The organism is Lacinutrix sp. WUR7 (assembly GCF_016864015.1).
GTDB lineage: Bacteria > Bacteroidota > Bacteroidia > Flavobacteriales > Flavobacteriaceae > Oceanihabitans.
This window is the reverse complement of sequence record NZ_CP045067.1, coordinates 3,871,737-3,896,759: the sequence shown is the minus strand read 5'-3', so window position 1 is coordinate 3,896,759 and position 25,023 is coordinate 3,871,737. Positions and strand designations below refer to the sequence as shown.

Here is a 25,023-nt window from a genome sequence, read left to right as displayed (position 1 = left end):
TCGAGGATAAATGAAGGATTACATTTTGAGATCAACCAAAAAGTCGGGACAGTAAATAGGGATAATAAAAAATACAAATACTAAAAATAAAACAGCCCAAAGCACCCACATTAAAAGCGGGAAAGTAATTAATTCCCCTTTTGATTTTGGGCGTAAGGAATGTGCAATTAACCCATGAATACCTAAACTCAATAGTAAAAAATCAAGAGTAGAAATGATAATTAAAAAACTTTTGGTATGGGATTCTTTTATTATAAAAAGGTAAATTCCTAATGCAACTGCTAGTAAAATAACGATTCTAAATATTCTTCTGGACATCTTATTATATGTTTTAGTGGTTAATTTTTATAAATGGAATATGCCATAATTTTTGGCGTTAAAACTTATCACAGGAATCTTTCCATAAGATTCCATTTTTTTAACTAAATCTCTATGGAATACGTGTGAGGATAGCATTTGGTTTTCTCGTTCTAGCATGCCAACTAGATCGGCATTGGAATTGCCAAAGTATGTTTTAAGGGTATTAAATATATCGTCTGCATATAAAATATCAAGTGTTACGTTGGTATATTTAATTTTTTCATGAATTTTATCTTCTACCTCTTTCTTTTCGGCTATGTTTAATTTTTCTTTTAATGGGAAAACATGAACAAGTTTGATTTTAGGTTGAAGAGGTTCTACAATTTCTGCTAGTTTATTTATGGCGCCTAAGTCTTCTTCTTCAAAATCTGTGGCATATACAATAGTATTAATTTTGGTATGGCTCGCATCTTCTGGAATAGTGAGTACTGGACAAGGTGAATTTTTAAGGAGGTTTTTAGCAGTGCTACCCATAATGATTTCCTTTATAGCACTAACACCTTTCATTCCTGTAATAATAAAAAAAGCATCCAACTCAGTCGCTTTTTTTGTAATGCCGTGGACTACAGATTTATCTTCAATAGCTTCCACTTTTATGTGCATTTTATCTAAATCGGAACCTAAATGTTCTTCACAAAACGCATAAAGTTTTGAAATATGTTTTTTAATAGCATCACCTTCCAAGTCTGGAAATGGATCTTCGGCTTTTAAACTAAAATGATCTAACAAGGTTGGATAATCAAAAACATGAATCACTTTTAATGTCGCTCGAAGGGCTTTACTTAGCGAATACGCATATTTTAAAGCAGGAACAGAATTTTCTGAATAATCAGTAGCATATAATATCGTTTTCATTTTTGCATCGGTTTTTTTATAGACACCTAAATTACAAACTATTAACTTGTGAGTAAATGATTTTCGTCAGTATGGTGTTTTTAAACAAAAAACCGAAGCAAATAGCCTCGGTTTTTTGATTCACAAGATCCTAATGAAGTTTTTTTTTCCATTATTTAATGGATTTGAAAAAAGAATCTATGAGTACTTTAGGGGATTTATCATGTTTTGTAATTTTAGGTATTTCCAAATCAATATTTAATAATTGATAGACTGCAGTTTGCGCAGCTCTAACAGAATATTCCACAGTAAATACAACATCATCTTTAAGTTCTACAAACTGGCTTACAAATGCTAGATTTTTGGAGCTTTCAGGAACCGGTTTTGGTCTGTCGTTGTAAGCACGTGGCATAAACATAGAAGTGATATATGGCATTCTGCATGGTACGCAAACTGCGTCTTCAAAGACACTGTCATCAAAATTAAAATGTCCCGCTAACTCTTTAAGTATGTCTTGCCCATTACTTTCAATCATTGTTTTTGGTATAAAATCACCAACACGGTTTCCATGTAAGGCATAACCCCAAAGAATATAGACATCATCCGGTTGATCAATAAAATGAGGTTGATTATAAAGTACAACAGACATTAACCAATTAGAATCTTTGAAGGTTACCAGTCCTCCAGTTCCAGCTTTATTACCGGTCATTTTTTCTATTTTATCAAAAAAATCAGAGGATTTAAAAGTTACTGTAAACGATTCCCAAAAAGACTCGGGAATACTGCTGTTAAATGATGCAGGATTTCCAAAGTCAGGTCTTCCTTTTGCAAGTTTTTCCCAAAGCGTCCAACCTTTACTATCTGCTTTTGTTTTTTTAATAGGAGGATGGTCCATAGAACCAATACTTGAAGCATCCACCATAGAGCCATTTTGGAAAATAACAATATCGTCAGGGTTAACTGCAACTTGTTTAGTGCCTTTTTTATTAATTACTGTAAGTGAAGTAACAGTAACTTTTCCATCGATATCTTCCACGTTTATATCGTCTACAGTAGTAGCTAATTCAAAATGAACTCCTTTATCTTGAAGCCAAGCTATAAGAGGAAGTACTAAAGAGTCGTACTGGTTATAAATAGTTCTTTTAACACCACCAAGTGTGTTGATTCTTGGAAATTCATTCATGAAACGGTGTAAATAACGCTTAAACTCTACGGCACTATGCCAAGGTTCAAAAGCAAATGTTGTTTGCCACATATACCAAAAGTTTGTTTTAAAAAAACCAGGAGATAACCAATCGGTAATTTTTGAGGTGCCTAATTTTTCTTCTGAAGCTTCAAGAAGTTTAACAAATTCTAATCTATCATGCATATCAAAACCCATAGTAGAAGTGTCTACAATATGACAGTTTTTATCTACTAAACGACCTTGAGAGTGTGCGATGTGTTTTTTATTAAAGGCAATTGTTTCGTCTTTTACAGACATACCTTTATTGTTAATGGATGGGATGTCTTTAAACAACCCCCAAAAACATTCATAAGCATCTGTGGTAAGCATTCTGCCACCACGAAGGGAATAACTGCCATCTTCAAGACGTGCACCATCTAAGCAGCCTCCTAGTGTTGGTAGTTTTTCGAAAACAGTAATTTGATTTCCTGAAATTCCGCCATCACGAATCATAAATACAGCTGCAGATAGGGAGCCAAGTCCACCACCTAAACAATATGCTTTAAAATTTTTAGTTCTCATATTTTTAATTTTTTTATATTAAATATTGTGTGTTCTACAAAATTAGAGTTGGCAATGGTTTACAGAAATGATATAGGTCAGTGGTCCTATTCCTTTTAAAATTGAAGAGATATATTATTTGCGAAATTTTACCGATCTGGTGTTTCATAATTTTAAACTGACCAAAGTCATTTCTTTGGGGGAATTTCATCTTTATCTTTATACTTTAAATAATACTAGTTATGAATGATTATAGAATCAGACCCAAAGACAACTTTATTCATGAAGCAACTTGGACACAGTTGTATGCGCTTACCGAGCACTGGAAATCGGATATGCAATTTTATAAAGGCGATTTAAATTTTCTGCATCATCTTATTGATAAATATTTCTTATATCTATCCAAAAAAGAGAATATAGATTTGGTGCTTGAAATGGAAGTAAACCTGCTTCAAGTGGAAAAACAATGTAATTCATTAGTAGATCGTATTAATAAACATTTTCATCATTTAGCGGAGTTGGTAGACGATCCTTTTACTTATGTTTCCGATAAATTTAGAACGGAACACGAACAATTGGAAGATGATCTTTCTCTATTTGTAAAAGACTACCGGAAAAATAGAAAAGAAATTTTTACAATAACAGAGCACATGATTGGAGGAGAAGAATTGATTAAGCAACTTAATGTTTTACATAAATAGTTGGTTTAAAATTTAGTTTTACCAATTGCAGTAAATATGGCATATGGTCCTTAATTACAGCAATTTTTCATACTGATTTATATCATTAAAACTTTGAATAGTTCAAGCTAATTTTATAATCATAAAATGATTAGGATATGAAAAAATACAAATGGTTAATTATAATACTAATTATTGTAGTTGCAGTAGTAGGCTATTTCTATTTAAAACCAAAATTGGAATCTAAAAAATTAGATTATACGTATACCTCCATACAAAAAGGAGATGTGGAGTCCGATGTTTCTAGTACTGGTACATTAGAAGCTATTAATACCGTTGATGTTGGTACTCAAATATCTGGTACGATTGCAAAAATCTATGTGGACTATAATGACAGGGTTACTGCAGGACAATTACTTGCCGAAATGGATATGAAAATGTTAAATACGTCTTTGGAATCTGCTAGAGCAAATTTAGCAGTAAGCCAAGCGCAACTAAATGAGGCGGAAGATAAATACAATAGAAATAAAGTATTGTTTGAAAAAGGGGTTATCTCTCAGCAAGAATATAACACGTTAAAATTTAGTTATGAGCAAGCCGAAAGCTCAAAAAAAGCAGCGCAAGCTTCATTAACGAATGCTCTGGTTAATATTAGTTATGCTAAAATTTCATCACCTATTAATGGAATTATTATTGAAAAAACAGTAGATGAAGGACAAACAGTTGCGGCTAGTTTCTCTACACCAACCATGTTTATTATTGCCGAAGATTTATCTAAAATGCAAATTTTAGCAGATGTTGATGAAAGTGATATTGGTTATATAAAAGATAGTATGCAAGTTCGTTTTACCATACAAACTTATCCTGAAAAAGAATTTTACGGAAAAGTGAGTCAGATTAGATTACAGCCTATAGAAATCAATAATGTGGTTAATTACCAAGTCGTTATTGATATCGATAATGAGGGTGGATTATTAATTCCTGGTATGACGGCAAATATTGAGTTTATTACTGCAAAGGCAAAAAATGTATGGCTTATTAATAATTCGGCTCTGCGTTTTAGACCTACCGAAGCAATGCTACAAGACATTAAACCTATATTAGAGGAAAGAGCAAAAACAATGCTTCCAGATTCGCTTCAAGTGAAATTTAACAAGGATATAAACAATGAAGAGTTATTTACTCCTACTAATTTTAAGAAAAATTTGCCCACAAATATAAATGGCTTCTTTTTTAAAAATGAAAGCGGAAACTTAGATTTTAAATTTATAGAGACAGGTATTAAAACAGGCTTACAATCTGAAATTATAAAGTTTTTAGATGGTTCAGAAATATCTGAAAGCATCAAAGCAATCAACGGAATTAAAGCAGAAAAATAAACAATATGCCCGTAAAAAAAGTCATAGAGACAAAAAAGCTAAGTCGTGTATTCAAAAACGGTGAGATTGAAGTGCACGCACTTACAGATATCGATATGGTTATTGAAGAAGGAGAATTTGTAGCTATTATGGGAGCATCAGGATCTGGTAAGTCTACATTATTGCACATCATTGGTTGTTTAGATAGAGCAACATCTGGTGAATATGATTTAGATGGTGTACGCGTAAATTCATTAGACAAAAATCAATTAGCAGATGTTAGAAATCAAAAAATAGGTTTCATTTTTCAAAGTTATAATCTATTGTCTAGAACCACCGCTTTAGAAAATGTAGAATTACCTCTTATTTATGATAGAACAGGGCAATTTTCAAACTCAAAAGAACTTGCAAAAAAAGCACTAGAACAAGTTGGTTTGGCAGATCGTATTTATCATAAAACCAATGAGCTTTCTGGGGGGCAACAACAACGCGTTGCAATTGCTAGAGCCTTGGTTAATAATCCAGCGCTTATTTTGGCAGATGAACCTACAGGGAATCTAGATAGCAAAGCGAGTATAGATATTGCAGACCTTTTTGTTCAATTGAATAATCAAGGAAAGACGATTGTAATGATTACGCACGAACCAGATATTGCTCAATTTGCTAAACGAATGCTTTATTTAAGAGATGGACGAATTATATCGGATAAAATTATTGAAAACAGAAGTACCAAAGCATTTGCTATTAAAGAATTAGAAAAACCTGTAACTCCTTAAAAACATAATTATGAGAAGGTTTTTTAAAATATTCAAAGTCGCTTTTAAATCCATAAATAAGAACCGAACACGGAGCTTATTGACCATGCTTGGAATTATTATAGGAGTTGCTGCAGTTATTATGACTATTTCTGCAGGAGAAGGAGCAACATTGCAGGTGGAAAATCAGATCTCAGGTTTAGGAACTAATCTATTGATGATTCAAACCAAGTCGGAACATAAGGCTGGTATAAACGTGAGAATGGGACGACCTATAGATGAGAAAGATTTTGATATGCTCCAGAAAAATTCTGTATGGATGCCTAAATTATCACCTTTAGTAGCTATTGGAGCACAAGCTATTGGTCCAAGTGGTTATAAATCCACAATGGTTTATGGTGTGTCCTATGATTATTTTTTTATTACCAGTAGAGATATACAGTCTGGTAGCTTTTTTACGGAAGACGATGTAAGAACTGCTAAAAAGTATTGTGTTATTGGTCAAACCATACGAGAAGAACTTTTTCCTGGTGAAGACCCTATTGGTCATCAAATACGAATTGATAAAGTGCCTTTTACTGTGATAGGTTTGTTAACAGAAGAAGGCTCAGGAGGAATGCAAGATATGGATGATATTATAATAGCTCCTTATACAACGGTACAAAATAGATTGTATGGTCACCAAAGAGGTTATACCATGATTATGGCAAGTGCGTTGAGCGAAGACCATATTGCGGACGCCGAAATGGAGGCTACAGAATTGTTACGAGAGTCTCATAAAATAAAAGATGAAGATGAAGACGATTTCGAGATTATGACGCAAATCGAACTTCAAGAAATAACAGGAAATATTACGGGGATTTTAACTATATTATTAGGAGCTGTAGCTAGTATTTCATTGCTTGTTGGTGGTATTGGTATCATGAATATTATGTTGGTTTCCGTCACAGAACGAACTCGTGAAATAGGAACAAGGCTTGCTATTGGTGCAAGGGAAAGTGATATTCTTACTCAATTTTTAATAGAAGCCATTGTATTGAGTCTCGTTGGTGGTCTTTTGGGTGTTTTATTTGGGATTATTGGGAATCAAATAATTTATAAAGCTACCAGTTTTTATATTCCAACAGCAATGTATTCTATATTGATAGGTTTTGGATTTGCAGCACTTGTTGGTGTTACTTTTGGATACTTTCCCGCTCGAAAAGCAGCAAAATTGAACCCAATTGATGCCTTACGTTATGAATGAAAAACAAATTATTATACACAATAATTAAAACTATAAATAATGAAAGATTTACACAACATTCTTACAGAAATTACACAGTTAACCAATAAAATAGAAACTAATTACCCGGAACTCTATCGGTCTCTTGATGAAAATCCATTAACGTTACCTGTTAGTAAAAGTCCGCACATGGATAAAAAAGTAATGGTCGAATATCTAGAAAGTTTAAAGCAACTTTTAGGGCATTATATCGAGGAAGAAAAAATAAAAAATCAATAGACTTTTAATCTTTAAATTATGGGAGAAATTGCAACATCAAAAAGACAAATAACAGTATACTATAATTCAAAATCGGATATAGCAAAACAAACCTTAGCCTATGCTAAAGCAGATGGTTTTAAGGTGCAAGAAATAGATGTATTAAAAACAAAAATTACAGGAACGCAACTTGTAGAACTTGCAGAAAGATTACACCTAGAAGTCGCAGATCTTATAAACCAAAATAGTCCGGCGTATACCTCTGTTTTTGAACCTCATAATCTATCTACAGATGATTGGATAAAAATGATACAACACAATCCGGAAATTATGAAGCAGCCAATAGCTTTACGTGGCAATAAAACTATTTTGGTGGAGACACCTACAGATATTCTAAAGATCTAATATATAAGGTCATCCCTTCTTAAAAGATAGGGTTTGGATAGCGTTACTGAAAGAAAATAGTCGAATTAATTAAAATTCTAGCTGTTCTCCGCGGAGTACTTTTAGATATGCTGCAATTTGTCCTCTATGATAAATTTCATGTTCTAAAACCTTTCGCATTATAAACCACCACAAAGTTGTTTTTTCATTATTATCTCCAGTTATTACTGCGTTTATTTTTAAAGTATCCAGCGAGCAAATAACAGTGTAACGTTTTTGTTGAAAATTTCTTAGTTTTTCTAGCATGGATTCATAAGTTGTTTTGTCAATTGCAACATGTGGTTCTTCAGATCCTAAAGTCCATTGAAACTCATTTTCTTTAGATTCTGCTAAACTAAAAAACAATTCATCAACATGGATTAGGTGTTGTACAATTTGCGCAAAACTCATCGCGGTATTGTTCAAACGCCAATGGGTAAAATCTTCAGGAACTTCTTGTAGTCTTTTAAGTGTGACTTCTCTTATTTTTGAAGAAAAAGAAGCTAAACGGTGTATGTTTTCTTTAGTATCCATAATGCTAATGTCTTTTTTAAATCATTATCTAATTTTACAATAATTTAATAAATAGAACACTGATAAAAATCATAGTAAATAGCATTGGTTTTTTTTAAATTACTAAAATTATTTGTGTAATAAACGATTTAATTCTTAATGCATTAAAAACCTGTTATTCCATTTCTTATTATGAAAAAAAGTACCTTAATTCCTTTTGTTGCATTTTTAATTCTTCTAGGATGTAAATCACAAATAGTGCAACAAAAACACGAATCTTCAAGAATAGAAAAGACAGATATTCCTATTCGTGAATATACTATTCAGGCCGTTTTATGGCAGCAGCAAGCAGCAGAATATCGTGCTTTATCGTATCAAGCATTTAATCTTGCTCAAATGCAGTTGCATACTATTTTAGATAGAAAATCAGACTATAAAAAGCCTATTGCTATTGTAACAGATATTGATGAAACGGTATTGGATAATAGTCCTTATAGTGGTAAGCAGATTGAATTAGATGAAACGTATTCTACATCAAGATGGACAGAATGGGTAAAGGAAAAAAAGGCAAATGCAATTCCTGGAGCTCTTGATTTTTTCAATTACGCAAAAAGTAAAGATGTAGTCGTTTTTTACATTTCTAATCGATCTACAAATCAGAAAGAAGAGACTATTGAAAATCTGCAAAGAATTGGTTTCCCTTATGCTGATCAAGCTCACGTCTTATTAAAAGACAGCACTAGCGAAAAGAAACCTAGAAGGCTTCTGGTGCAAAAAGAATATGATATTGTATTGCTAATTGGTGATAATTTATCCGATTTTTCTGCCATATTCGAGAATAGATCTACCATAGAAAGAAATAGAAGTGTAGATAGTTTGAAAGCTTTTTTTGGAAAAAAATTCATCGTATTACCCAATCCAACCTATGGGGATTGGGAAACCAAAGGTGTTTTAGAAGGAAAGTATAATTGGACCAATTTTCAAAAAGACTCTATTCGTCATCAAAAAATAAAAAGCTACTAATAAATTATTTAAAAGACTGACCTATGTCATTTTTAATGCCGTACAAAAAGGTAATCTTTGTTTTACTAATTATAAATAATAAACAATCATGGAAAAAGAAGTTTTATATAACTCTAATATGCATTTTGAACACGAACAATGGAAAGGGGAATTGGCATTTTGGAAAGACGAATTAATGTTCTTTAATAACAGATTAAGTGAACTAGTAACACGATGGACTAACAAAGATGTGCTTGCGCAATTAGAGCATTATCAAAACGAATTTATTCTTCATGGAGGTGTTATTGAAGATTTACAAGAAACCATAGAAAAACATGAAGAGCGTATTGCAGGACAAAGCATAGAAGGCGAAGACGCAATCGATGTGCAATTAGCAAAAGAGCATGTAGAATTTAGAAATAAAATGGAAACACAACGTGAGATTTACGCAGATCTTAAAAAAGAATTTTTCAGATTTTTAGAAAAATATATGTAATATTAAATGCAATGGTATCAGGAAATTAGTGAGCTCGTAGGGTCTTATATGCTAGGAGTTCTAATCAGTTTAGGGATAGGTCTTATACTTGGTCTAGAAAGAGAGTACGACAAACTCAAGGAAGACAAAGGTATAGCAGGTATAAGAACTTTCCCTATTGTTACCATTCTTGGATTCTCATTAGGTAATCTTACCGAAATATTTACGCCTTGGCTATTAATTATCAGTTTGGGCACTTTTATTCTCTTTTTGGCATTTAATACCTATTCTCAAAAACAAGACACACTTGGTCAAGACCTAACTACCAATTTAGCCTTAATAGCAACCTTTGTTTTAGGAGTCATGGTTTCGGTAGCATATTACCGAGATGCCGTAGCAACTGCTGTAATTATAGTAACCTTATTATCTCTAAAAACGAGGTTTCGTTCTGTAATTCAAAATATTACTTCCGAAGAGCTTTTCGCTTTCATAAAATTCGTAATCATAGCCTTATTAATTCTTCCTTTTTTACCCAACAAAACCTATGGCCCAGACAATCTATTAAATCCATTCGAAATTGGATCCATTATCGTTATTGTTTCTTTCTTAAACTTTATAGGTTACTTTCTTGTCAAATTTATTGGCTCGAAAAAAGGAATTATACTAACGGCAATCCTTGGCGGACTTATCTCAAGCACAGCAGTAGCTTGGAATTATGCATCCAGTAGTAAAGAATCTCCAGAGCTTTCCAAAAAGTATAGTGCAGGAATCATAGTAGCATCCGCAATTATGTTTCCTAGATTAGCCTTACTAGCATACATTTTTAATAGTAATATATTAACCCATTTAGCATTACCCTTTGGTATATTAACCTGCATTTGCGTGGCAGCAACGTTGTTTTTAATGCGCAAAGACGATGCAATTCCTGACACCAATATTAAATTAGGCAATCCATTAAATATCTTAAATGCCATAAAATTCGGAGCAGTATATGTCATTATTCTTTTCGCCGTTTTTTATAGCAATCTGTTTTTTGGCGAAAGTGGTTTGTATTATTCCGCGTTAATTGCAGGTCTGGCAGATACTGATGCCATTACCATTAGCATGTCTAAATTCTCTTTAGATGGCGACAAATTAACCCTCGCATCTTCCGTAATTATTGCAGCGACCATTAGTAATATGCTAGTAAAACTGGGTATCACCGTATTCAAAGGTTCTAAAGCAGCAGGTAAACTTGTTGGCTATGCTTTTGGAAGCGTTATTCTGGTTGGTATTCTTTATATTCTTATTATTCGTAGCTAATTGTATTTCTGTTTTTAAAAGTTGGGCGTGACCACAAGGGTCAGGCTTTACACTACAATTCCTCGCATCTCCTGCGTCGAGCTGCGGGATTTTCACTGCAATCCTTCACGCAAATTCGCAAAACAAAACACCCTTCAAAAAAACAGATTCTTTTTTTATCACGCTGACGTAGGTCAGTGTTTGTGTGCTTCAATACAAGTACTTTTATACTAGAAATTAAGACATTGGTTTTATCAATTTTCTGTCCAATAAATTACAAGACAATGAAAAAATTAAATGCACAAGAAGCAAAAGAAATTGGGGATAATCTTGGTATTCTATGGACAGATGTTCCATTAGATGAGTTCACAAAAGGAATAAATGTAGAATTTGAACACGGTTCAAGATATCCAGAAACTAATGTTACTAACGACGATAAAAGCATCACCGGAAAAATAGCTTGGGCGCATTTAAAAGAGTTTCCAGATTACTATACACGCTTAGAAAAAATGGAAAATGAAGCGGAAGAATTTTGGAACAAAAAGGAGTAAACTGATTTAAATCAGTTTACTAGTGCTGACGTAGGTCAGTGTGTCTCTCCTCATAACAATATAATTTTGAAGTGTAAACAGATATCAAAAATTAGATACTTCAAAACAAAAAATAAATATTTTAAATAGAAAGAACATGAAAACAAAATCAGAATTTTTAAGCGAAGCAATGGTGAAGTTGCTAAATTATAGAGTAGAACAAGAAGAATATTCTTCAAGAATATATTTAGCCATGTCTACTTGGTTAGATGATAAAGGGTTTGTAGGAGCAGCAAAATTATTTAAACAATATAGTGATGAAGAGTTGGTGCATGCAGCTAAAGCAAAAAAAATGCTTTTAGCAAATGGTATCCAACCAATCACTCCAGCTTTAAAACAACCAAAACAAGATTTTATTAGCCTTCCAGATGTTATTCTGGCAGCATTAGAACATGAAAAAGAAATTACCACACAATGCTATGCACTTACCAAAGCAGCACATACCGAAGAAAACTTTATGGTTGTAGAATTGGGTTTATGGTTTTGCAAAGAGCAAGCAGAAGAGTTAAGCAAAGTGCAATATTTAATAGGACGATTAGAAGCTTTTGGAGAAGAGTCTATCATGCTAAGAGAGTTGGATGAAGAGATGGGAGAATTAGCCGATTAACACATTCGTGTGATTAAAATCAAGATCAATTAAAACAAGTATTAATAGTTAAAAACTAGAAAAAATGGCAAATATTATCGTTATTCCTTTTAAGGAAGAGAAAAAAGCAATAGAAGCTTTACACAAAATGAAAGAACTAGATGTATATGGAGATATTACGCTCTATGAACATATGATGATTCGTAAAAAAGATAACAATCAATACGAAGTATTAAATGATCAAACCGATGGAGAAGGTTGGAGAACCTTTACAGGTATGGCTCTTGGTGGTATTGTAGGAGCTTTAGCAGGGCCTTTAGGATTAATTATCGGACTATATACAGGTGTAGTCGCAGGAGCCGTTTGGGATATTAGTCGCTATGATTTTGAAGATGCATTTATTAAAAGAGTGAGTAATAAAATGACTCCAGGAACTATAGCTATTGTGGCAGAAGTAGCAGAAGATAGTTCTATTTTTATTGATGAGGCTCTTAAAGGATTAAGCTCAGAAATTATTAGAAGTGAAGCAGGAATAGAATTCGATGATTATGTAGATGAAAAAGTAGAAGACATTGAAGATAGTATTGAAGACCAACGTCAAAAACTTAGAAAAGCTACAGCTGAAGAAAAAATTAAAATTAAAGCAAAGATTGCAGATCTAAAAGCAAAAAGAAAAGCCGAAATGGCAGCATTAGAAGTAAAGAGAAAAGCCACTTTAAATAAGATTAAAAACGAAACGAAATCTAGAATTAACAAATTAGAATCTCGTTTGGATGATGTGGAACATGATATTACAGATGCTTTTGCTAAAGCAAGAAAAAATAGACTGAATAAGAGAATCAAAAAGGAAGAAGAAAAGTTATATCAACTGCATAGTGCTTTAGGAGAAGATATTGAGGATTAACAAAGAAGAATATAGCGTTAGTAATATTTCAAAAATAAAATAGAAGTGGGAAAGCTCATATTAGTAAGACACGGAAAAAGCCTTTGGAATATAGAAAACATATTTACGGGATGGACAGATATCGATCTTGCTCCTCAAGGAATCCAGGAAGCTAAGGTAGCTGGTCAAATTATAAGGGATAATAAATTAGCTATAGATATCTGTTTTTCATCTTATCTAAAAAGAGCGATACGAACCGCATGGATTATTTTAGATACTGCCAATTTAATGCACATAGACTTCCTAAAAAGTTGGAAACTTAATGAACGAAATTATGGCGCTTGGCAAGGTCGAAAAAAAGAAGCGGTAAGAAAAGAAGTGGGAGATGATCTTTTTTTAAAGGTTAGAAGAGGTTTTAGTACGCCGCCTCCAAGCTTATCTATGGAAGACGAAAGGAATCCGAAATTTGATCCGAAGTATGCTAAGCTTCCTACCGAAGAATTACCATTAGGTGAATCCTTAGAGGAAACTAGGCATAGAGCTGTTCAATACTTCTTTGAAGCGATAGTCCCAGAATTAGTAGAAGGTAAGACCGTTTTAGTTTCGGCACACGGGAATTCTATTCGAGCATTAATGGGACATATTGAAAAAATTTCTCCCATTGAAATTTCTAATGTGGAGGTGAAAACTGGAGTGTTAAATATTTATGAGTTTGATACCGAAATGAGATTAAAAGATAAATATGTTTTAGAGCATGAAAAGTAATTCGCAATTTAAATAATGAGATATGAAAGCTAAAATATTTGCATCGGTTGTACTAGTAATTCTCTTAGGAATTGGATGCATTGGTTGCAGTTCTGCGACAAATAAAAGTTTAAAATTAGCTAATGAAAACAGTAAGGAAGCTAATCTGCAGGTAAATCAAGAAAGAAAAGATTCCTTAAAAGTAGATTGGGAGACATTTAAAAAAGATGCGGAAATAGCTGTTAAAGCAAGAGAGCGTCAAATTGAAGATTTAAAACGAGAATTTTCCGAGATAAATAAAGAAGAACAAAAATGCAGGACAGCACTGGATACCTTAGAACAAAAAAAGAACGGTCTCCAAGAGAGATTGGCTCAGATTAATAAAAAGATTACCACAGATATGGAACATTTTAATGAAAATGATGAAGCCATAAAAGCAACCTTTGAAAAGTCGTTTGTCCGTGATATGAATGAACTTATAATAGGCCTTAGAGAATTTTGTAAAAAAGAAGAGTATTAATTATTAACAAATAAAACAATCAATTATGAAAAAAAATATTTTATCCTTAACCGTAATCGTATTTATGGCAGGAGCAGTTTTAACTAGTTGTGGACAGTCATCTAAACAAGATGCTAAATCGGTTAAAGAAGACGTAAAAGAACTTAATAATGATCTAAAACAAGGAGCAAAAGACACTAGTGAAGAAATTAAAACTAGTGTGACTTCCGATTGGCAGAAATTTAAAACATCATCAGAAACTGCCATTGAAAATACAGAGCATAAGATTAAAGAGCTTCGAGAAAAAATTGCAGTAGCAAATAAAAAGGAAAAAGAAAAATTGACAAAAGAACTAGATAAGCTAGAACAAAAAAATAAAGAACTTAAAGAGAAATTAGCAAAAAGAGCTAAAGCGTTTGAAGACGGTGTGATTTCTTTTAATGCTGCTACTGTAGCAAGTGAGCTGAAATTCGAGCGTGAGTTTAATCATGATATGAGTGAGCTAGGGACTGCTTTAAAAGATCTTTTTAAAAATAATGTCGATTAATAATTTTAAATAAAAACGTTATGGCAACTACAATTTTAAGTTCCGCACAATCTGCAGTAAAAAATTGGTGGGTATCACTTTTAATAGGGATTCTATACATCATTGCAGGAGTTTGGGTGTTTCAAACACCCTTGGCAAGTTATGTTTCATTAAGCATTGTTTTTAGTGTGTTCATTTTTGTTTCCGGTATATCTCAAATCTTTTTTTCCTTATCGAGTAGAAATGAGGTCCAAGGTTGGGGCTGGTATTTGGCAGGTGGTATTCTAGATCTTATAATAGGTCTATTATTAATAACACATCCATTAATGACTATGGCAATTCTACCTTTCTATGTTGGATTTTGGCTTTTGTTTCAAGGTTTTATGGCCATTGGATTATCGTTTCAGTTTAAAGCTGCTGATGTTCCAAATTGGGGATGGTTGTTATTTTTAGGATTACTCACTTTAGTGTTTGCATTTTTGCTATTGGCAAATCCTGTTTTTGCAGGTTTAAGTATTGTTTACATGACAGCTATGGCATTTGTAAGCGCAGGCGTTTTTAGAATATTTCTAGCGTTTGATTTGAAAAAAATTAAAAAAGAATTTAGTTAACAACAACAATTTAAAGCAATGTTATAACCGTGAGTGGTCATAAGTTAGGGCTTGGTCTTTTATTATTTGCAAACTCACTAGTTGGTAAAACAGCTGTTGCCAATTTGCTTATAGAAAATACATAAACGGTTATCTCATTGTTTTTTAATTATTCTTATCAAAAAATTATACAAATAATGAAAACTAATATAAAAGATACTAAAGCCTATTTAGTAGGTGGAGGTATTGGGAATATGGCTGCTGCTTCATTTATGATCAGAGATGGAGGAATACCAGGAGAAAATATTACAATTTATGAAGCACTACCTGTATTAGGTGGCGTTTTAGATGCTGCTGGAAATGCAGAAAGTGGTTACTCTATGCGTGGAGGACGAATGTTATGCGCAGACATCTACGAGTGTATGTGGTCTCTAATGAAAACGATTCCTTCATTAACAGATCCTAATAAATCAGTTTATGACGAAACTGTAGAATTCAATAAAGTGGTTAAAACGGATGCTCATGCACGTATTATCAACAAAAACCGTGCGGTTCCAGATCTTTCTTCATTGGGTTTATCCATGCACAATCGATTTGAATTGCTTAGACTATTAGAAACCAGTGAAGAAAAACTTGGTAATGATAGGATTACAGATTGGTTGTCTCCAGAATTGCTAGAATCTAATTTTTGGTACATGTGGATTACTTCATTTGCTTTTGAACCTTGGCATAGTGCTGTTGAGTTCAAACGTTATATGCACCGTTTCTTAAAACAGTTTACACAAATTGCAACCATGGGTGGAATTTCACGTACGGTTTATAATGAATATGATTCTCTTGTGCGTCCTCTTGAAGCTTGGTTAGTCGAAAAAGGAGTTAAGATTTTAAAAGGACATACGGTTACAGATCTAAATCTTGATTTTGATGATGAAGATGGTAAATGGGCTGTAAACAAGATTGAATATGTGGTTGAAGGTAAGACAGAAACGATTCCAATAAGTAAGAATGATTTGGTGTTTTTCCAAAATGGCTCTATGGGAGATGCAACTAGTATTGGATCAATGACAAGTCCGCCTAAGCGTTTAACAAAAGCAGATAGTAAAGGTTGGGATTTATGGGAGAAACTAGCAAAAGGACGTCCAGAATTTGGTAATCCTGCTGTATTTAATTCTAGCATCCCAGAATCTAATTGGGAGTCATTTATTGTAACGTTAAAAGATCCCGTGTTTTTTGATAAAATGGAAGAATTGACAGGGAATAAACATGGTACAGGAGCTCTAGTGACTTTTAAAGATTCCAATTGGTTATTGTCAGTTGTATTAAAACATCAAAGACGTTATCCACAACAACCAGATGGTGTACAGGTCTTTTGGGGTTATTCTTTACGTCCAGATCGTATTGGTGATTTTGTTAGCAAGTCCATGACAGAATGTAACGGTCAAGATATCCTTAAAGAAATTTGTGGGCATCTTCGTTTTGATATGGATGAGGTGTTTTCAAATGCAACCTGTATTCCTTGCAAAATGCCATATATCACTAGTATGTTTATGCCACGTACCAATACAGATCGACCATTGCCAGTGCCAAAAAACTCAAGAAACTTGGCCTTTGTAAGTCAGTTTGTAGAAATACCACATGATACTGTTTTTACAGTAGAATATTCTGTTCGAGCAGCACAAATGGCAGTTTATGAATTACTGGATATCCATAAGAAAATTCCACCGATCACACGTCATGACAAAGATTTAAAAGTAAACCTTGATGCTGCGCTAAGAACGTTAAAAAATTAAGTAAACAAGTCCTCAAGGAAAGTAAAGACTTTTCTTGAAGATAAATAAACAAAAGTTATGAAGCATTGCTGTAACTGTATACGCGAGTTCGTTTTTTATTTGTGGATAGGTCCAAGTATTAAAACTAATGGAACAAAAAACGTAACAGTTGCTGCTTTGCTTTGTAATTATTACCTATAAAATCATGAAAAGAGCAAAAAATAAAAACTCAGAAGAAGCTAAAGTATATCTTATAGGAAGTGGAATAGCTTCTCTTGCAAGTGCCGTTTTTTTAGTTAAAGATGCAGGGGTACAAGGAAAGAATATACATATTTTAGAAAAAGATAATATCCTTGGTGGTGCCTTGGATGGAGCAGGCAATAAAGACGACGGTTATGTGGTTAGAGGTGGAAGGATGCACGAAAAACATTATGAGTGCTACTGGGATTTACTATCTTATATTCCATCTTTGGAAGACCCTAATGTTTCAATTCGAGATGAATCGTTTGAATTTAATGAAAGGTTTGTTTCAAACGGTAAAGCGAGGCTGTTAAAAGAGGGTAAAAAACTAGATGTATCTTCCTACGGTTTATCATTAAAACAGCAAGCAGATTTTTTAAAGCTATTAATGACATCTGAAAAGTTACTAGAAAACAAAAGAATTGAAGATTGGTATGATCATGATTTTTTTGAAACTAATTTCTGGTATATATGGTCAACGATGTTTGCTTTTCAAAAATGGAGCAGTGTTGCAGAAATGCGTAGATACATGAGACGTTTAATTCATTTAGTGGATGGACTTTACCGATTAGGAGGTGTAATGCGCACAAAATATAATCAGTACGATTCAGTAGTGCGCCCTATGAAAAAACACCTAGAAGAAAGAGGCGTTGTATTTGATATGAAATGTGAGGTTGTTGATATAGATTTTGATTTATCTTCAGATAAAAAAACAGCATCTGTCATACATCTAAAAGATAAGAATGAAATTGTGCTTGGTAAAAACGATTACGTGTTTATTACTAATGGTTCTATTACCGATAGTACAGACAATGGAGCTTGGGATAGACCTGCAAAGTTAAAAGGACTAGCAGAATCAGGATCTTGGAAACTTTGGAAAAATATTGCTAAAAAAGATAAAGCTTTTGGTAATCCTGGCGTTTTCTGCGATAATATAGATTTACAAAAATGGTATTCATTTACAGCTACGTTGAAAGATAGTACCTTCCATGATTATATGGAAAATTTTTCAGGCAATGTAGATGGTACAGGTGGTTTAGTAACCATGACCGATTCTAATTGGCTCATGTCTATTGTGATTGCACGTCAGCCACATTTTCCTAATCAACCCAAAGATGTTAAGGTATTTTGGGGTTATGGTTTATATCCAGATAGAAAAGGAAATTATGTCAATAAAACAATGGCAGAATGTACAGGTGAGGAAATCCTGGAGGAACTTTGGTATCATTTAAAAATTCAGAATTTAATGAAGCCTATTGTAGCTGAAGGAAAAGTAAACTGTATTCCAACAGCAATGCCTTTTATTGATAGCTTATTTATGCCAAGAGCGTATGAAGATAGACCAGAAGTTTTAGTTGAAGGTGCAACTAATTTTGCCTTTTTAGGTCAGTTTGCTGAGGTACCAAAAGATATTGTGTTTACTGTAGAATATTCAGTAAGAACAGCACAAATGGCAGTTTACGGATTGTTCGAAACAGGAAAAAAAGTAATTCCTGTTTATCCTTCAATTCATGAAGCAAAATCGCTTATTAAAGCTGCTAAATCTATTAGTAGATAGACTAAAATCGCTATTGCTGCTATGTGAAAAAGTATTAAAACACAAAGTGTCTTTAGTTTAGGATATCTAAATTAAATACAAGCTTATAATATGAAAAACAAGAAAAAAATTTTAGTTCTAGGATGTAATTTCGCAGGACTTACTGTAGCACGTTATCTGCATAGAGAAGCAGGTGACCAAATAAAAATTACGGTTATTGACCGTAAAAACTATATTAATTTTATTCCTAATATTCCTATTGAAGTTTTTAATAATCACAACCCAGCAGATACTTTAGAATTTCAGTTTCAGAAATTTTTAAAATCAGATGGAAGTGAATTCATTCAAGGAGAAGTGGAGCATATAGACGCAATTACTAAACAGGTTTATTATACTCCTAACGAAAGAAAAGGTTCTGCGCAAGAACATATTGTGTATGATTATTTGGTCATTGCTTTAGGTTGTAAACTTGCTTATGATAAAATTGAAGGGTTTGCAGAGTTCGGACATACTTTTTCGGATACTTTTTATGGTAATGAGGTTCGTCATTATTTAAATAACGATTACAAAGGAGGGCATATTGTAATAGGATCAGATCGCTTTATTCAAGGTCAAAGTCCAAAGCTTCCTAAAATTCCAATGGCATTAGCTGCTTGTGAAGGTCCTCCTGTAGAACTGGCTTTTTCTATGGCAGATTGGTTAAAAAATAATAAAAAAGGAGATGCTACCAATATAACGTTATTTACTCCTGGAGATGTTATTGCTGAGGATGCTGGTAAAACCATACTCGATCAATTACTTCCAATGGTATCAGAAATGGGCTATGGTTATAAAACCAATACAATTGGGATTAAAAGACTCTATAAAGAAGGAATAGAATTTAAAGATGGAACTAGCTTAGATGCGGAAATGAAAATCGTTTTTCCAAATTGGGAACCACATGCTTTTATGAAGGGACTTCCATTTGTAGATGATCAAGGATTTGTTATTACCGATTTATTTATGAGAAATCCAGATTATCCTGAAATTTTAGCAGTTGGTGATGCAGCCGCTGTTACCATACCTAAGCTGGGTTCTTTAGGACATATGGAATGTGAAATTGTATCGAAGGTTATAGCGAATGAAATTCTTGGTAAAGAGGAACAAATAGATCCACTGCACCCAATGCTTTTGTGTTATGGTGATATGGGGAATCATAAAGGGTTTTATATGCATACCGATGAATGGTGGGGCGGAAAAACAAGTATCTTGAAAATGGGATACACTCCATACATTTTAAAAATGGGGTTTAAAACTATGTATCAAACATTAGGTGGAAAAGTACCAAGTTGGGGATTACCATTATCTGAAATAGTGGGTGATCATTCCATAATATAAGACATAACCGCTAGTAATTTATGCTAGTAATCTTGTTTTTTTTTAACTATTGCTAACATATTATACCTTACCCTTTATATTTATAAAAAATATAAAGGGTAATTTTAAATTAGTATTATATGAAAATCAGCGGTATAATAACCTCAAAAAAGGTTTGGTTTGTTTTTTTATTTGTAGCAGTTTGGCTAAATTCATTCTTTGGTACTACAGACATTAAAAATTGGGGTATCGAAAATACATTAACGGTTATTGCACTGCTTTTTTTAATACTTACCTACGCAAAGTATCGCTTTAGTAATTTTAGTTATTTTTTAATTTGTATCTTTCTTTGCCTTCACGTGTATGGTTCTAAATACACCTATGCGCAAAACTTGTTTGGCTATTGGTTGCAAGAGGTTTTTCATTCTTCAAGAAATCATTATGACAGATTAGTCCATTTTAGTTTTGGCCTTCTATTGTATTACCCATTGCAAGAATGCCTTTCCAATTGGATTAAAATCCCCAAAAAAATAGCTTTAAAACTTCCCATTTTAGTTATTCTATCTGCAAGTGCTTTATATGAAATTATAGAATGGCTTGTAGCAACTGTATTTTTTGTAGAAGAAGGACTTTCTTATTTAGGTACACAAGGTGATGTCTGGGATTCGCAAAAGGATATGGCAGTAGCATTTTTAGGTGTTGTATTTGCTTCCGTGGGATATCATATCTATTCGGTATTAAAAAAATCTTAAAAATAGTGTCTACTGACCTAGGTCATGATAATTGTTTAAAGCATCGAATATCTTTACTTCATAATTAATTAAAAATCATAAAGATGAAAAAACCAAACATAGGAATTTCAGCAGAAAACAGACAAGCCATAGCAGATCAATTATCCAAAATACTAGCAGATGAATTTGTATTGTATTCTAAGACTTTAAACTTTCATTGGAATATTGAAGGTCCAGATTTTCATTCGGTGCATGTTTATTTAGAAACCTTATATGAAGAGCAACAAGAAGTTGTAGATACGGTAGCAGAAAAAATACGTATGTTAGGTCATTATGTGCCTGCAACTTTAGCAAAGTATTCAGAATTGACACATCTTACTGAAAAAACAAAAGGTAAAAATGATAGTCAAAGTATCTTTGCAGAATTGTTAGAAGACCACGAAAGTATTATCGTTTTTATTAGAGAAGAAATAAAACCTATTGTCGAAAAATGGCAAGCAGATGGTATTAGTGACTATATTACTGGACTTATGGAACAGCATGAAAAAACAGCATGGATGTTACGATCCCATTTACAATAAGCATTATAATTTATAAATGCATCTCCATTAAAAACCCAAATAGTAGATATACTGTTTGGGTTTTTTGTTAGAGAGATTAATGCCTACTAATAGAAGATTGCTTTGTTAAAGTTTTCAGAAAAAAGAACCATACTGATGTAGGTCAGCGTCAGTGTTTTAGGTTCCTTATATCTTTGGTGTATAATAATTGTATAATAATTGTTTAATTTAAAACATAGAAATTATGAGATCAGATTTAAGTATTAAAGAAGACATCTTAGATGAATTAGAATGGCAACCAAGTATTGATGAAACCCAAATTGGTGTTGTTGTAAAAGATGGTATTGTAACGCTAACAGGAACTGTAGATAGTTATGTTAAAAAGCGTGAGGCCGAAAAAGCAGCTATGAGTGTAGTGGGAGTGAAGGCTGTAGCCGAAGAGATTGAAGTACAGTATAGTGCTTCTTCACAAAAATCGGATACAGAAATAGCCAAAGCGGCAGTGAATGCTTTAAAATGGAATATTTCGGTACCTTCCAATAAAATTGACGTCAAAGTGGAAGATGGTTGGGTGTATCTAACCGGTGAAGTGATGTGGGATTTTGAAAAAACTGCAGCTAAAAAAGCGGTTGAAAACTTACAAGGTGTAAAATATGTGGTAAATAATATTGCATTAAAAAACCCGGTAAGAGCACAAGATATTAAAGAAAAAATTAAAAAAGCATTTGAACGTTCTGCAGATATTGACTCTAAAGGGATTACTGTAAAAGCCGATGGTCATAACATTAAATTGACGGGTAAAGTACATTCGTTAAAAGAAAAAGAAGATGCAAGACGAACTGCTTTTTACGCACCAGGAGTATGGAGCGTTGAAAATGAGTTAGAAGTTGAGTATTAATTTTTTTCGAAAACATATAGGAAGTCAATATGATTGTTTTTTATAGAAAATAGTCCTAATTTATTTATTGGATTAGGACTATTTTTTTACACTGACCTAGGTCAATAATTCGTACAATTTACTTTGGTAATTTTGTAATGAATTATTTGATACAAGAATAAAAAGTAGAGACCATGAAAATAGATTTAGAAATTAAAAATAACATCCTAGAAGAATTAATATGGCAGCCAATTCTCAGAAAAGCGGAAATAGGAGTAGAAGTTAAAAATCGTATTGTTACGCTTACTGGTATAGTTAGCAATTTAGCGGAGAAAATAATGACTATAAACGCTGCGAAAAAAGTAAAAGGAGTTAAAGCTGTTGTGGATGGTATTGAAGTTAAATGCAGAGCAAACTTTAATGATACAGACATTGCCAAAAAAATCCTTTTCGATTTAGAATGGAATACCTCTGTACCACAAGAAAAGATTAGTGTAAAAGTTAAAGATGGTTATGTTTTCTTATCAGGTACAGTAAAATGGGCCTATCAAAAAAGAGAAGCAATAGAAAGCTTAGAATATATTGATGGTATAAAAAGCATAACTAATGATATTATTATAAATGATGAAGAAATACCTATAAATATAGAACAAAAAATCAAAAAAGCGTTCGAACGTTCAGCAGATATTGATGCAAATAACATTACTGTAAAAATAGATGGTCATACTGTAACGTTAACAGGTAAAGTACATTCGTTAAAAGAAAAAGAAGATGCAAGACGAACTGCTTTTTACGCACCAGGAGTATGGAATGTGGAAAACGAGTTGGAAGTGGAGTATTAATTTTCTAAATTTATAAGAAACAATAATAGTGTTGCCTTATAAGAAATCACCCTAACACATTTCATGGTGCTAGGGTGATTTTTTTTGTACTGACATAGGTCAGCATATAATATTATTTACCGCAGTAACTTTATACTAAATTAGATATCAAAATATTTAAAGTATATGAATTATGAAAACAGATTTAGAAATTAAAAATGACGTTTTAACCGAATTAAAATGGCAACCCAATATTGAGGAAACCGAGATTGGTGTAACCGTAAACAATGGTATTGTAACACTTACTGGAATGGTAAGTAACTTACCAAAAAAAACAGCAATTGAAAATGCTGTTAAGCGTATCTCTGGCGTAAAAGCTGTGGCTGAAGAGATTAAAGTGAAATACACAGATAGCGATAAAAAATCGGATATAGAAATAGCAAAAGCAGCAATAAGTGCTTTAGAGTGGAATGCCTCTGTACCTTCCGAAGATATTATTGTTACAGTAGAAGATGGAATAATTTATTTAACTGGAGAACTAGAATGGGAGTACCAAAAGAGTTTTGCAAAAAGAACCATCGAGCATTTATATGGTGTTAAAGAAGTAATCAATAATATTGATGTAAAGCCGAAAGTAACGCCACAGAATGTGGAAAGTCAAATTAAAAAAGCATTTGAACGTTCGGCAAATATGGATGCCAAAAACATTAAAGTGGCTATTCATAATCAAGAGTTAACATTAAGCGGAACTGTGCGTTCTATGAAAGAAAAAGAGGATGCCGAAATCGCGGCGTATCATGCTCCAGGAATTGCGAATGTGATCAATCAATTGGAAGTCGAATATTCTCCAATATATTTATAAAAACAAATTAAAAAATAGTGCCATGAATTATAAAAATGTAACCATAGCAGGAAGCGGTGTTTTAGGATATCAAATAGCATTTCAAACAGCGTTTCACGGATTTAAAGTAACGGTTTACGATATTAATGATGCAGTTTTAGATAAAGCAAAAGCAAAATTTGAAACCATGAGTGAAGCTTTTAAAAGAGATTTAAACGCAACACAAGAACAACTAGATAAAACACGTCAAAATTTAAGTTATACTTCTAATTTAGCAGATGCTGTAAAAGATGCAGATTTATTAATTGAAGCAGTACCAGAAAATCCAAAAATTAAAATAGAGTTTTACCATAAATTAGCGAAAGTCGCTCCAGAGAAAACCGTGTTTGCAACAAACTCTTCTACACTTTTACCAAGTCAGTTTGCAGAAGCCACAGGACGACCAGCCAAGTTCTTAGCGCTACATTTTGCAAATAATATTTGGTTACATAATACAGCAGAAGTTATGGGGCATGCTACTACAGATCCACAGAATTTTAAAGATGTTGTAGCTTTTGCAAAGGCTATTGGTATGTTGGCTTTACCACTTCATAAAGAGCAGCCAGGATATATTCTTAACTCTTTGCTAGTGCCGTTATTAAGTGCAGCGACTAACTTATTGGTAAACGACGTTGCAGATGTGCAAACTATAGATAAAACGTGGATTAAGGCAACAGGAGCACCTGTAGGACCTTTTGGAATTCTCGATATCGTTGGGATTACCACTGCGTATAATATTAATCAAATAGCAGCAGAGAAAACCAATAATCCAATAACCATTAAAACGGTAAAATATCTAAAAGAGAATTTTATAGATAAAAACAAATTAGGAATCTCTACAGGAGAAGGTTTTTATAAATATCCAAATCCTGCGTTTAAGAATCCCGATTTTTTAAAATAAATAGTAAGTCATTTTACTTATTAATAAACATAAGGAATAGAAG

The 25,023-nt window shown here is 32.9% G+C and carries 29 protein-coding genes; 25 read left to right on the top strand and 4 right to left on the bottom strand.

Annotation, left to right across the window (positions count from 1 at the left end; genetic code table 11):
• Nucleotides 1–18: 18 nt before the first annotated feature.
• The 3 genes from FG167_RS16955 to FG167_RS16945 all read right to left on the bottom strand — a co-directional run bounded on the left by FG167_RS16955 (nucleotide 19) and on the right by FG167_RS16945 (nucleotide 2,941).
• Nucleotides 19–318 carry a hypothetical protein gene (locus FG167_RS16955; RefSeq protein WP_203459395.1) on the bottom strand — a complete coding sequence of 100 codons (300 nt, stop codon included), beginning with the start codon at nucleotides 316–318 and terminating at the stop codon, nucleotides 19–21.
• A gap of 27 nt (nucleotides 319–345) precedes the next feature.
• Entirely contained in the window at nucleotides 346–1,215 is an 870-nt protein-coding gene (locus FG167_RS16950) for a universal stress protein (RefSeq protein ID WP_203459394.1), read from the bottom strand.
• A 151-nt stretch (nucleotides 1,216–1,366) separates the two neighbouring features.
• Complete coding sequence (locus FG167_RS16945) at nucleotides 1,367–2,941, bottom strand: oleate hydratase (protein ID WP_203459393.1); 1,575 nt, start codon at nucleotides 2,939–2,941, stop codon at nucleotides 1,367–1,369.
• A 221-nt stretch (nucleotides 2,942–3,162) separates the two neighbouring features.
• Here FG167_RS16945 and FG167_RS16940 point away from each other — a divergent pair, with 221 nt between their 5' ends.
• The 6 genes from FG167_RS16940 (at nucleotide 3,163) to FG167_RS16915 (ending at nucleotide 7,601) form a co-directional block, all read left to right on the top strand.
• Nucleotides 3,163–3,621 (top strand): hypothetical protein, encoded by a 459-nt coding sequence (locus FG167_RS16940; protein WP_203459392.1) that lies wholly within the window; start codon nucleotides 3,163–3,165, stop codon nucleotides 3,619–3,621.
• 137 nt (nucleotides 3,622–3,758) lie between these two features.
• The gene (locus FG167_RS16935; RefSeq protein WP_203459391.1) at nucleotides 3,759–4,979 is read left to right on the top strand and encodes an efflux RND transporter periplasmic adaptor subunit; all 1,221 of its coding nucleotides are present in this window, start codon (nucleotides 3,759–3,761) and stop codon (nucleotides 4,977–4,979) included.
• Nucleotides 4,980–4,984: 5 nt separating this feature from the next.
• Nucleotides 4,985–5,734, top strand: coding sequence for an ABC transporter ATP-binding protein (locus FG167_RS16930; protein WP_203459390.1), 750 nt, complete (start codon nucleotides 4,985–4,987; stop codon nucleotides 5,732–5,734).
• 85 nt (nucleotides 5,735–5,819) lie between these two features.
• A complete protein-coding gene (locus FG167_RS16925) occupies nucleotides 5,820–6,959 on the top strand; it encodes an ABC transporter permease (RefSeq protein ID WP_203459389.1) in 1,140 nt (379 codons plus the stop codon).
• Between the two features lie 39 nt (nucleotides 6,960–6,998).
• Nucleotides 6,999–7,217 carry a hypothetical protein gene (locus tag FG167_RS16920; RefSeq protein ID WP_203459388.1) on the top strand — a complete coding sequence of 73 codons (219 nt, stop codon included), beginning with the start codon at nucleotides 6,999–7,001 and terminating at the stop codon, nucleotides 7,215–7,217.
• An 18-nt stretch (nucleotides 7,218–7,235) separates the two neighbouring features.
• Nucleotides 7,236–7,601, top strand: coding sequence for an arsenate reductase family protein (locus tag FG167_RS16915; RefSeq protein WP_203459387.1), 366 nt, complete (start codon nucleotides 7,236–7,238; stop codon nucleotides 7,599–7,601).
• 69 nt (nucleotides 7,602–7,670) lie between these two features.
• Here FG167_RS16915 and FG167_RS16910 read toward each other — a convergent pair whose 3' ends face one another.
• Nucleotides 7,671–8,153, bottom strand: coding sequence for a DinB family protein (locus tag FG167_RS16910; RefSeq protein WP_203459386.1), 483 nt, complete (start codon nucleotides 8,151–8,153; stop codon nucleotides 7,671–7,673).
• A gap of 171 nt (nucleotides 8,154–8,324) precedes the next feature.
• Between FG167_RS16910 and FG167_RS16905 the strand changes: the two genes are divergently transcribed.
• The 19 genes from FG167_RS16905 to FG167_RS16815 all read left to right on the top strand — a co-directional run bounded on the left by FG167_RS16905 (nucleotide 8,325) and on the right by FG167_RS16815 (nucleotide 24,980).
• Nucleotides 8,325–9,155, top strand: coding sequence for a 5'-nucleotidase, lipoprotein e(P4) family (locus FG167_RS16905; protein ID WP_203459385.1), 831 nt, complete (start codon nucleotides 8,325–8,327; stop codon nucleotides 9,153–9,155).
• 88 nt (nucleotides 9,156–9,243) lie between these two features.
• Complete coding sequence (locus FG167_RS16900) at nucleotides 9,244–9,630, top strand: hypothetical protein (protein WP_203459384.1); 387 nt, start codon at nucleotides 9,244–9,246, stop codon at nucleotides 9,628–9,630.
• 6 nt (nucleotides 9,631–9,636) lie between these two features.
• The gene (locus tag FG167_RS16895) at nucleotides 9,637–10,911 is read left to right on the top strand and encodes an MgtC/SapB family protein (RefSeq protein ID WP_203459383.1); all 1,275 of its coding nucleotides are present in this window, start codon (nucleotides 9,637–9,639) and stop codon (nucleotides 10,909–10,911) included.
• A 263-nt stretch (nucleotides 10,912–11,174) separates the two neighbouring features.
• Complete coding sequence (locus FG167_RS16890) at nucleotides 11,175–11,441, top strand: DUF5661 family protein (protein WP_203459382.1); 267 nt, start codon at nucleotides 11,175–11,177, stop codon at nucleotides 11,439–11,441.
• Between the two features lie 136 nt (nucleotides 11,442–11,577).
• Nucleotides 11,578–12,087, top strand: a complete 510-nt coding sequence (locus tag FG167_RS16885) for a ferritin (RefSeq protein WP_055443458.1) — start codon at nucleotides 11,578–11,580, stop codon at nucleotides 12,085–12,087.
• A 64-nt stretch (nucleotides 12,088–12,151) separates the two neighbouring features.
• The gene (locus FG167_RS16880; protein ID WP_203459381.1) at nucleotides 12,152–12,970 is read left to right on the top strand and encodes a DUF1269 domain-containing protein; all 819 of its coding nucleotides are present in this window, start codon (nucleotides 12,152–12,154) and stop codon (nucleotides 12,968–12,970) included.
• A 45-nt stretch (nucleotides 12,971–13,015) separates the two neighbouring features.
• Nucleotides 13,016–13,714: a 2,3-diphosphoglycerate-dependent phosphoglycerate mutase gene (locus tag FG167_RS16875; protein ID WP_203459380.1), complete on the top strand. Its 699-nt coding sequence runs from the start codon at nucleotides 13,016–13,018 to the stop codon at nucleotides 13,712–13,714.
• A 22-nt stretch (nucleotides 13,715–13,736) separates the two neighbouring features.
• On the top strand, nucleotides 13,737–14,213 hold the full coding sequence (locus FG167_RS16870; protein ID WP_203459379.1) for a hypothetical protein: 477 nt from the start codon (nucleotides 13,737–13,739) through the stop codon (nucleotides 14,211–14,213).
• Nucleotides 14,214–14,238: 25 nt separating this feature from the next.
• The gene (locus FG167_RS16865; RefSeq protein ID WP_203459378.1) at nucleotides 14,239–14,739 is read left to right on the top strand and encodes a hypothetical protein; all 501 of its coding nucleotides are present in this window, start codon (nucleotides 14,239–14,241) and stop codon (nucleotides 14,737–14,739) included.
• Between the two features lie 20 nt (nucleotides 14,740–14,759).
• Nucleotides 14,760–15,329, top strand: coding sequence for an HdeD family acid-resistance protein (locus FG167_RS16860; protein ID WP_203459377.1), 570 nt, complete (start codon nucleotides 14,760–14,762; stop codon nucleotides 15,327–15,329).
• Between the two features lie 137 nt (nucleotides 15,330–15,466).
• Nucleotides 15,467–17,098 carry an oleate hydratase gene (locus FG167_RS16855; protein ID WP_255564111.1) on the top strand — a complete coding sequence of 544 codons (1,632 nt, stop codon included), beginning with the start codon at nucleotides 15,467–15,469 and terminating at the stop codon, nucleotides 17,096–17,098.
• A 184-nt stretch (nucleotides 17,099–17,282) separates the two neighbouring features.
• The gene (locus FG167_RS16850; RefSeq protein WP_203459375.1) at nucleotides 17,283–18,875 is read left to right on the top strand and encodes an oleate hydratase; all 1,593 of its coding nucleotides are present in this window, start codon (nucleotides 17,283–17,285) and stop codon (nucleotides 18,873–18,875) included.
• A gap of 90 nt (nucleotides 18,876–18,965) precedes the next feature.
• Nucleotides 18,966–20,231, top strand: a complete 1,266-nt coding sequence (locus FG167_RS16845; protein ID WP_203459374.1) for an NAD(P)/FAD-dependent oxidoreductase — start codon at nucleotides 18,966–18,968, stop codon at nucleotides 20,229–20,231.
• A 119-nt stretch (nucleotides 20,232–20,350) separates the two neighbouring features.
• On the top strand, nucleotides 20,351–20,962 hold the full coding sequence (locus tag FG167_RS16840) for a DUF2238 domain-containing protein (protein ID WP_203459373.1): 612 nt from the start codon (nucleotides 20,351–20,353) through the stop codon (nucleotides 20,960–20,962).
• A gap of 83 nt (nucleotides 20,963–21,045) precedes the next feature.
• Complete coding sequence (locus FG167_RS16835) at nucleotides 21,046–21,522, top strand: Dps family protein (protein ID WP_203459372.1); 477 nt, start codon at nucleotides 21,046–21,048, stop codon at nucleotides 21,520–21,522.
• 223 nt (nucleotides 21,523–21,745) lie between these two features.
• Nucleotides 21,746–22,399 carry a BON domain-containing protein gene (locus tag FG167_RS16830; protein ID WP_203459371.1) on the top strand — a complete coding sequence of 218 codons (654 nt, stop codon included), beginning with the start codon at nucleotides 21,746–21,748 and terminating at the stop codon, nucleotides 22,397–22,399.
• A 173-nt stretch (nucleotides 22,400–22,572) separates the two neighbouring features.
• Nucleotides 22,573–23,220 (top strand): BON domain-containing protein, encoded by a 648-nt coding sequence (locus FG167_RS16825; RefSeq protein ID WP_203459370.1) that lies wholly within the window; start codon nucleotides 22,573–22,575, stop codon nucleotides 23,218–23,220.
• A 172-nt stretch (nucleotides 23,221–23,392) separates the two neighbouring features.
• Nucleotides 23,393–24,061, top strand: coding sequence for a BON domain-containing protein (locus FG167_RS16820; protein ID WP_203459369.1), 669 nt, complete (start codon nucleotides 23,393–23,395; stop codon nucleotides 24,059–24,061).
• Between the two features lie 22 nt (nucleotides 24,062–24,083).
• Nucleotides 24,084–24,980, top strand: coding sequence for a 3-hydroxyacyl-CoA dehydrogenase (locus FG167_RS16815; protein ID WP_203459368.1), 897 nt, complete (start codon nucleotides 24,084–24,086; stop codon nucleotides 24,978–24,980).
• Nucleotides 24,981–25,023 lie beyond the last annotated feature (43 nt).

Coding starts and splice junctions, on each gene's coding strand:
- FG167_RS16955 (WP_203459395.1), bottom strand. CDS start 318: ATGTCCAGAAGAATATTTAGAATCGTTATTTTACTAGCAGTTGCATTA.
- FG167_RS16950 (WP_203459394.1), bottom strand. CDS start 1,215: ATGAAAACGATATTATATGCTACTGATTATTCAGAAAATTCTGTTCCT.
- FG167_RS16945 (WP_203459393.1), bottom strand. CDS start 2,941: ATGAGAACTAAAAATTTTAAAGCATATTGTTTAGGTGGTGGACTTGGC.
- FG167_RS16940 (WP_203459392.1), top strand. CDS start 3,163: ATGAATGATTATAGAATCAGACCCAAAGACAACTTTATTCATGAAGCA.
- FG167_RS16935 (WP_203459391.1), top strand. CDS start 3,759: ATGAAAAAATACAAATGGTTAATTATAATACTAATTATTGTAGTTGCA.
- FG167_RS16930 (WP_203459390.1), top strand. CDS start 4,985: ATGCCCGTAAAAAAAGTCATAGAGACAAAAAAGCTAAGTCGTGTATTC.
- FG167_RS16925 (WP_203459389.1), top strand. CDS start 5,820: ATGCTTGGAATTATTATAGGAGTTGCTGCAGTTATTATGACTATTTCT.
- FG167_RS16920 (WP_203459388.1), top strand. CDS start 6,999: ATGAAAGATTTACACAACATTCTTACAGAAATTACACAGTTAACCAAT.
- FG167_RS16915 (WP_203459387.1), top strand. CDS start 7,236: ATGGGAGAAATTGCAACATCAAAAAGACAAATAACAGTATACTATAAT.
- FG167_RS16910 (WP_203459386.1), bottom strand. CDS start 8,153: ATGGATACTAAAGAAAACATACACCGTTTAGCTTCTTTTTCTTCAAAA.
- FG167_RS16905 (WP_203459385.1), top strand. CDS start 8,325: ATGAAAAAAAGTACCTTAATTCCTTTTGTTGCATTTTTAATTCTTCTA.
- FG167_RS16900 (WP_203459384.1), top strand. CDS start 9,244: ATGGAAAAAGAAGTTTTATATAACTCTAATATGCATTTTGAACACGAA.
- FG167_RS16895 (WP_203459383.1), top strand. CDS start 9,637: ATGCAATGGTATCAGGAAATTAGTGAGCTCGTAGGGTCTTATATGCTA.
- FG167_RS16890 (WP_203459382.1), top strand. CDS start 11,175: ATGAAAAAATTAAATGCACAAGAAGCAAAAGAAATTGGGGATAATCTT.
- FG167_RS16885 (WP_055443458.1), top strand. CDS start 11,578: ATGAAAACAAAATCAGAATTTTTAAGCGAAGCAATGGTGAAGTTGCTA.
- FG167_RS16880 (WP_203459381.1), top strand. CDS start 12,152: ATGGCAAATATTATCGTTATTCCTTTTAAGGAAGAGAAAAAAGCAATA.
- FG167_RS16870 (WP_203459379.1), top strand. CDS start 13,737: ATGAAAGCTAAAATATTTGCATCGGTTGTACTAGTAATTCTCTTAGGA.
- FG167_RS16865 (WP_203459378.1), top strand. CDS start 14,239: ATGAAAAAAAATATTTTATCCTTAACCGTAATCGTATTTATGGCAGGA.
- FG167_RS16860 (WP_203459377.1), top strand. CDS start 14,760: ATGGCAACTACAATTTTAAGTTCCGCACAATCTGCAGTAAAAAATTGG.
- FG167_RS16850 (WP_203459375.1), top strand. CDS start 17,283: ATGAAAAGAGCAAAAAATAAAAACTCAGAAGAAGCTAAAGTATATCTT.
- FG167_RS16845 (WP_203459374.1), top strand. CDS start 18,966: ATGAAAAACAAGAAAAAAATTTTAGTTCTAGGATGTAATTTCGCAGGA.
- FG167_RS16840 (WP_203459373.1), top strand. CDS start 20,351: ATGAAAATCAGCGGTATAATAACCTCAAAAAAGGTTTGGTTTGTTTTT.
- FG167_RS16835 (WP_203459372.1), top strand. CDS start 21,046: ATGAAAAAACCAAACATAGGAATTTCAGCAGAAAACAGACAAGCCATA.
- FG167_RS16830 (WP_203459371.1), top strand. CDS start 21,746: ATGAGATCAGATTTAAGTATTAAAGAAGACATCTTAGATGAATTAGAA.
- FG167_RS16825 (WP_203459370.1), top strand. CDS start 22,573: ATGAAAATAGATTTAGAAATTAAAAATAACATCCTAGAAGAATTAATA.
- FG167_RS16820 (WP_203459369.1), top strand. CDS start 23,393: ATGAAAACAGATTTAGAAATTAAAAATGACGTTTTAACCGAATTAAAA.
- FG167_RS16815 (WP_203459368.1), top strand. CDS start 24,084: ATGAATTATAAAAATGTAACCATAGCAGGAAGCGGTGTTTTAGGATAT.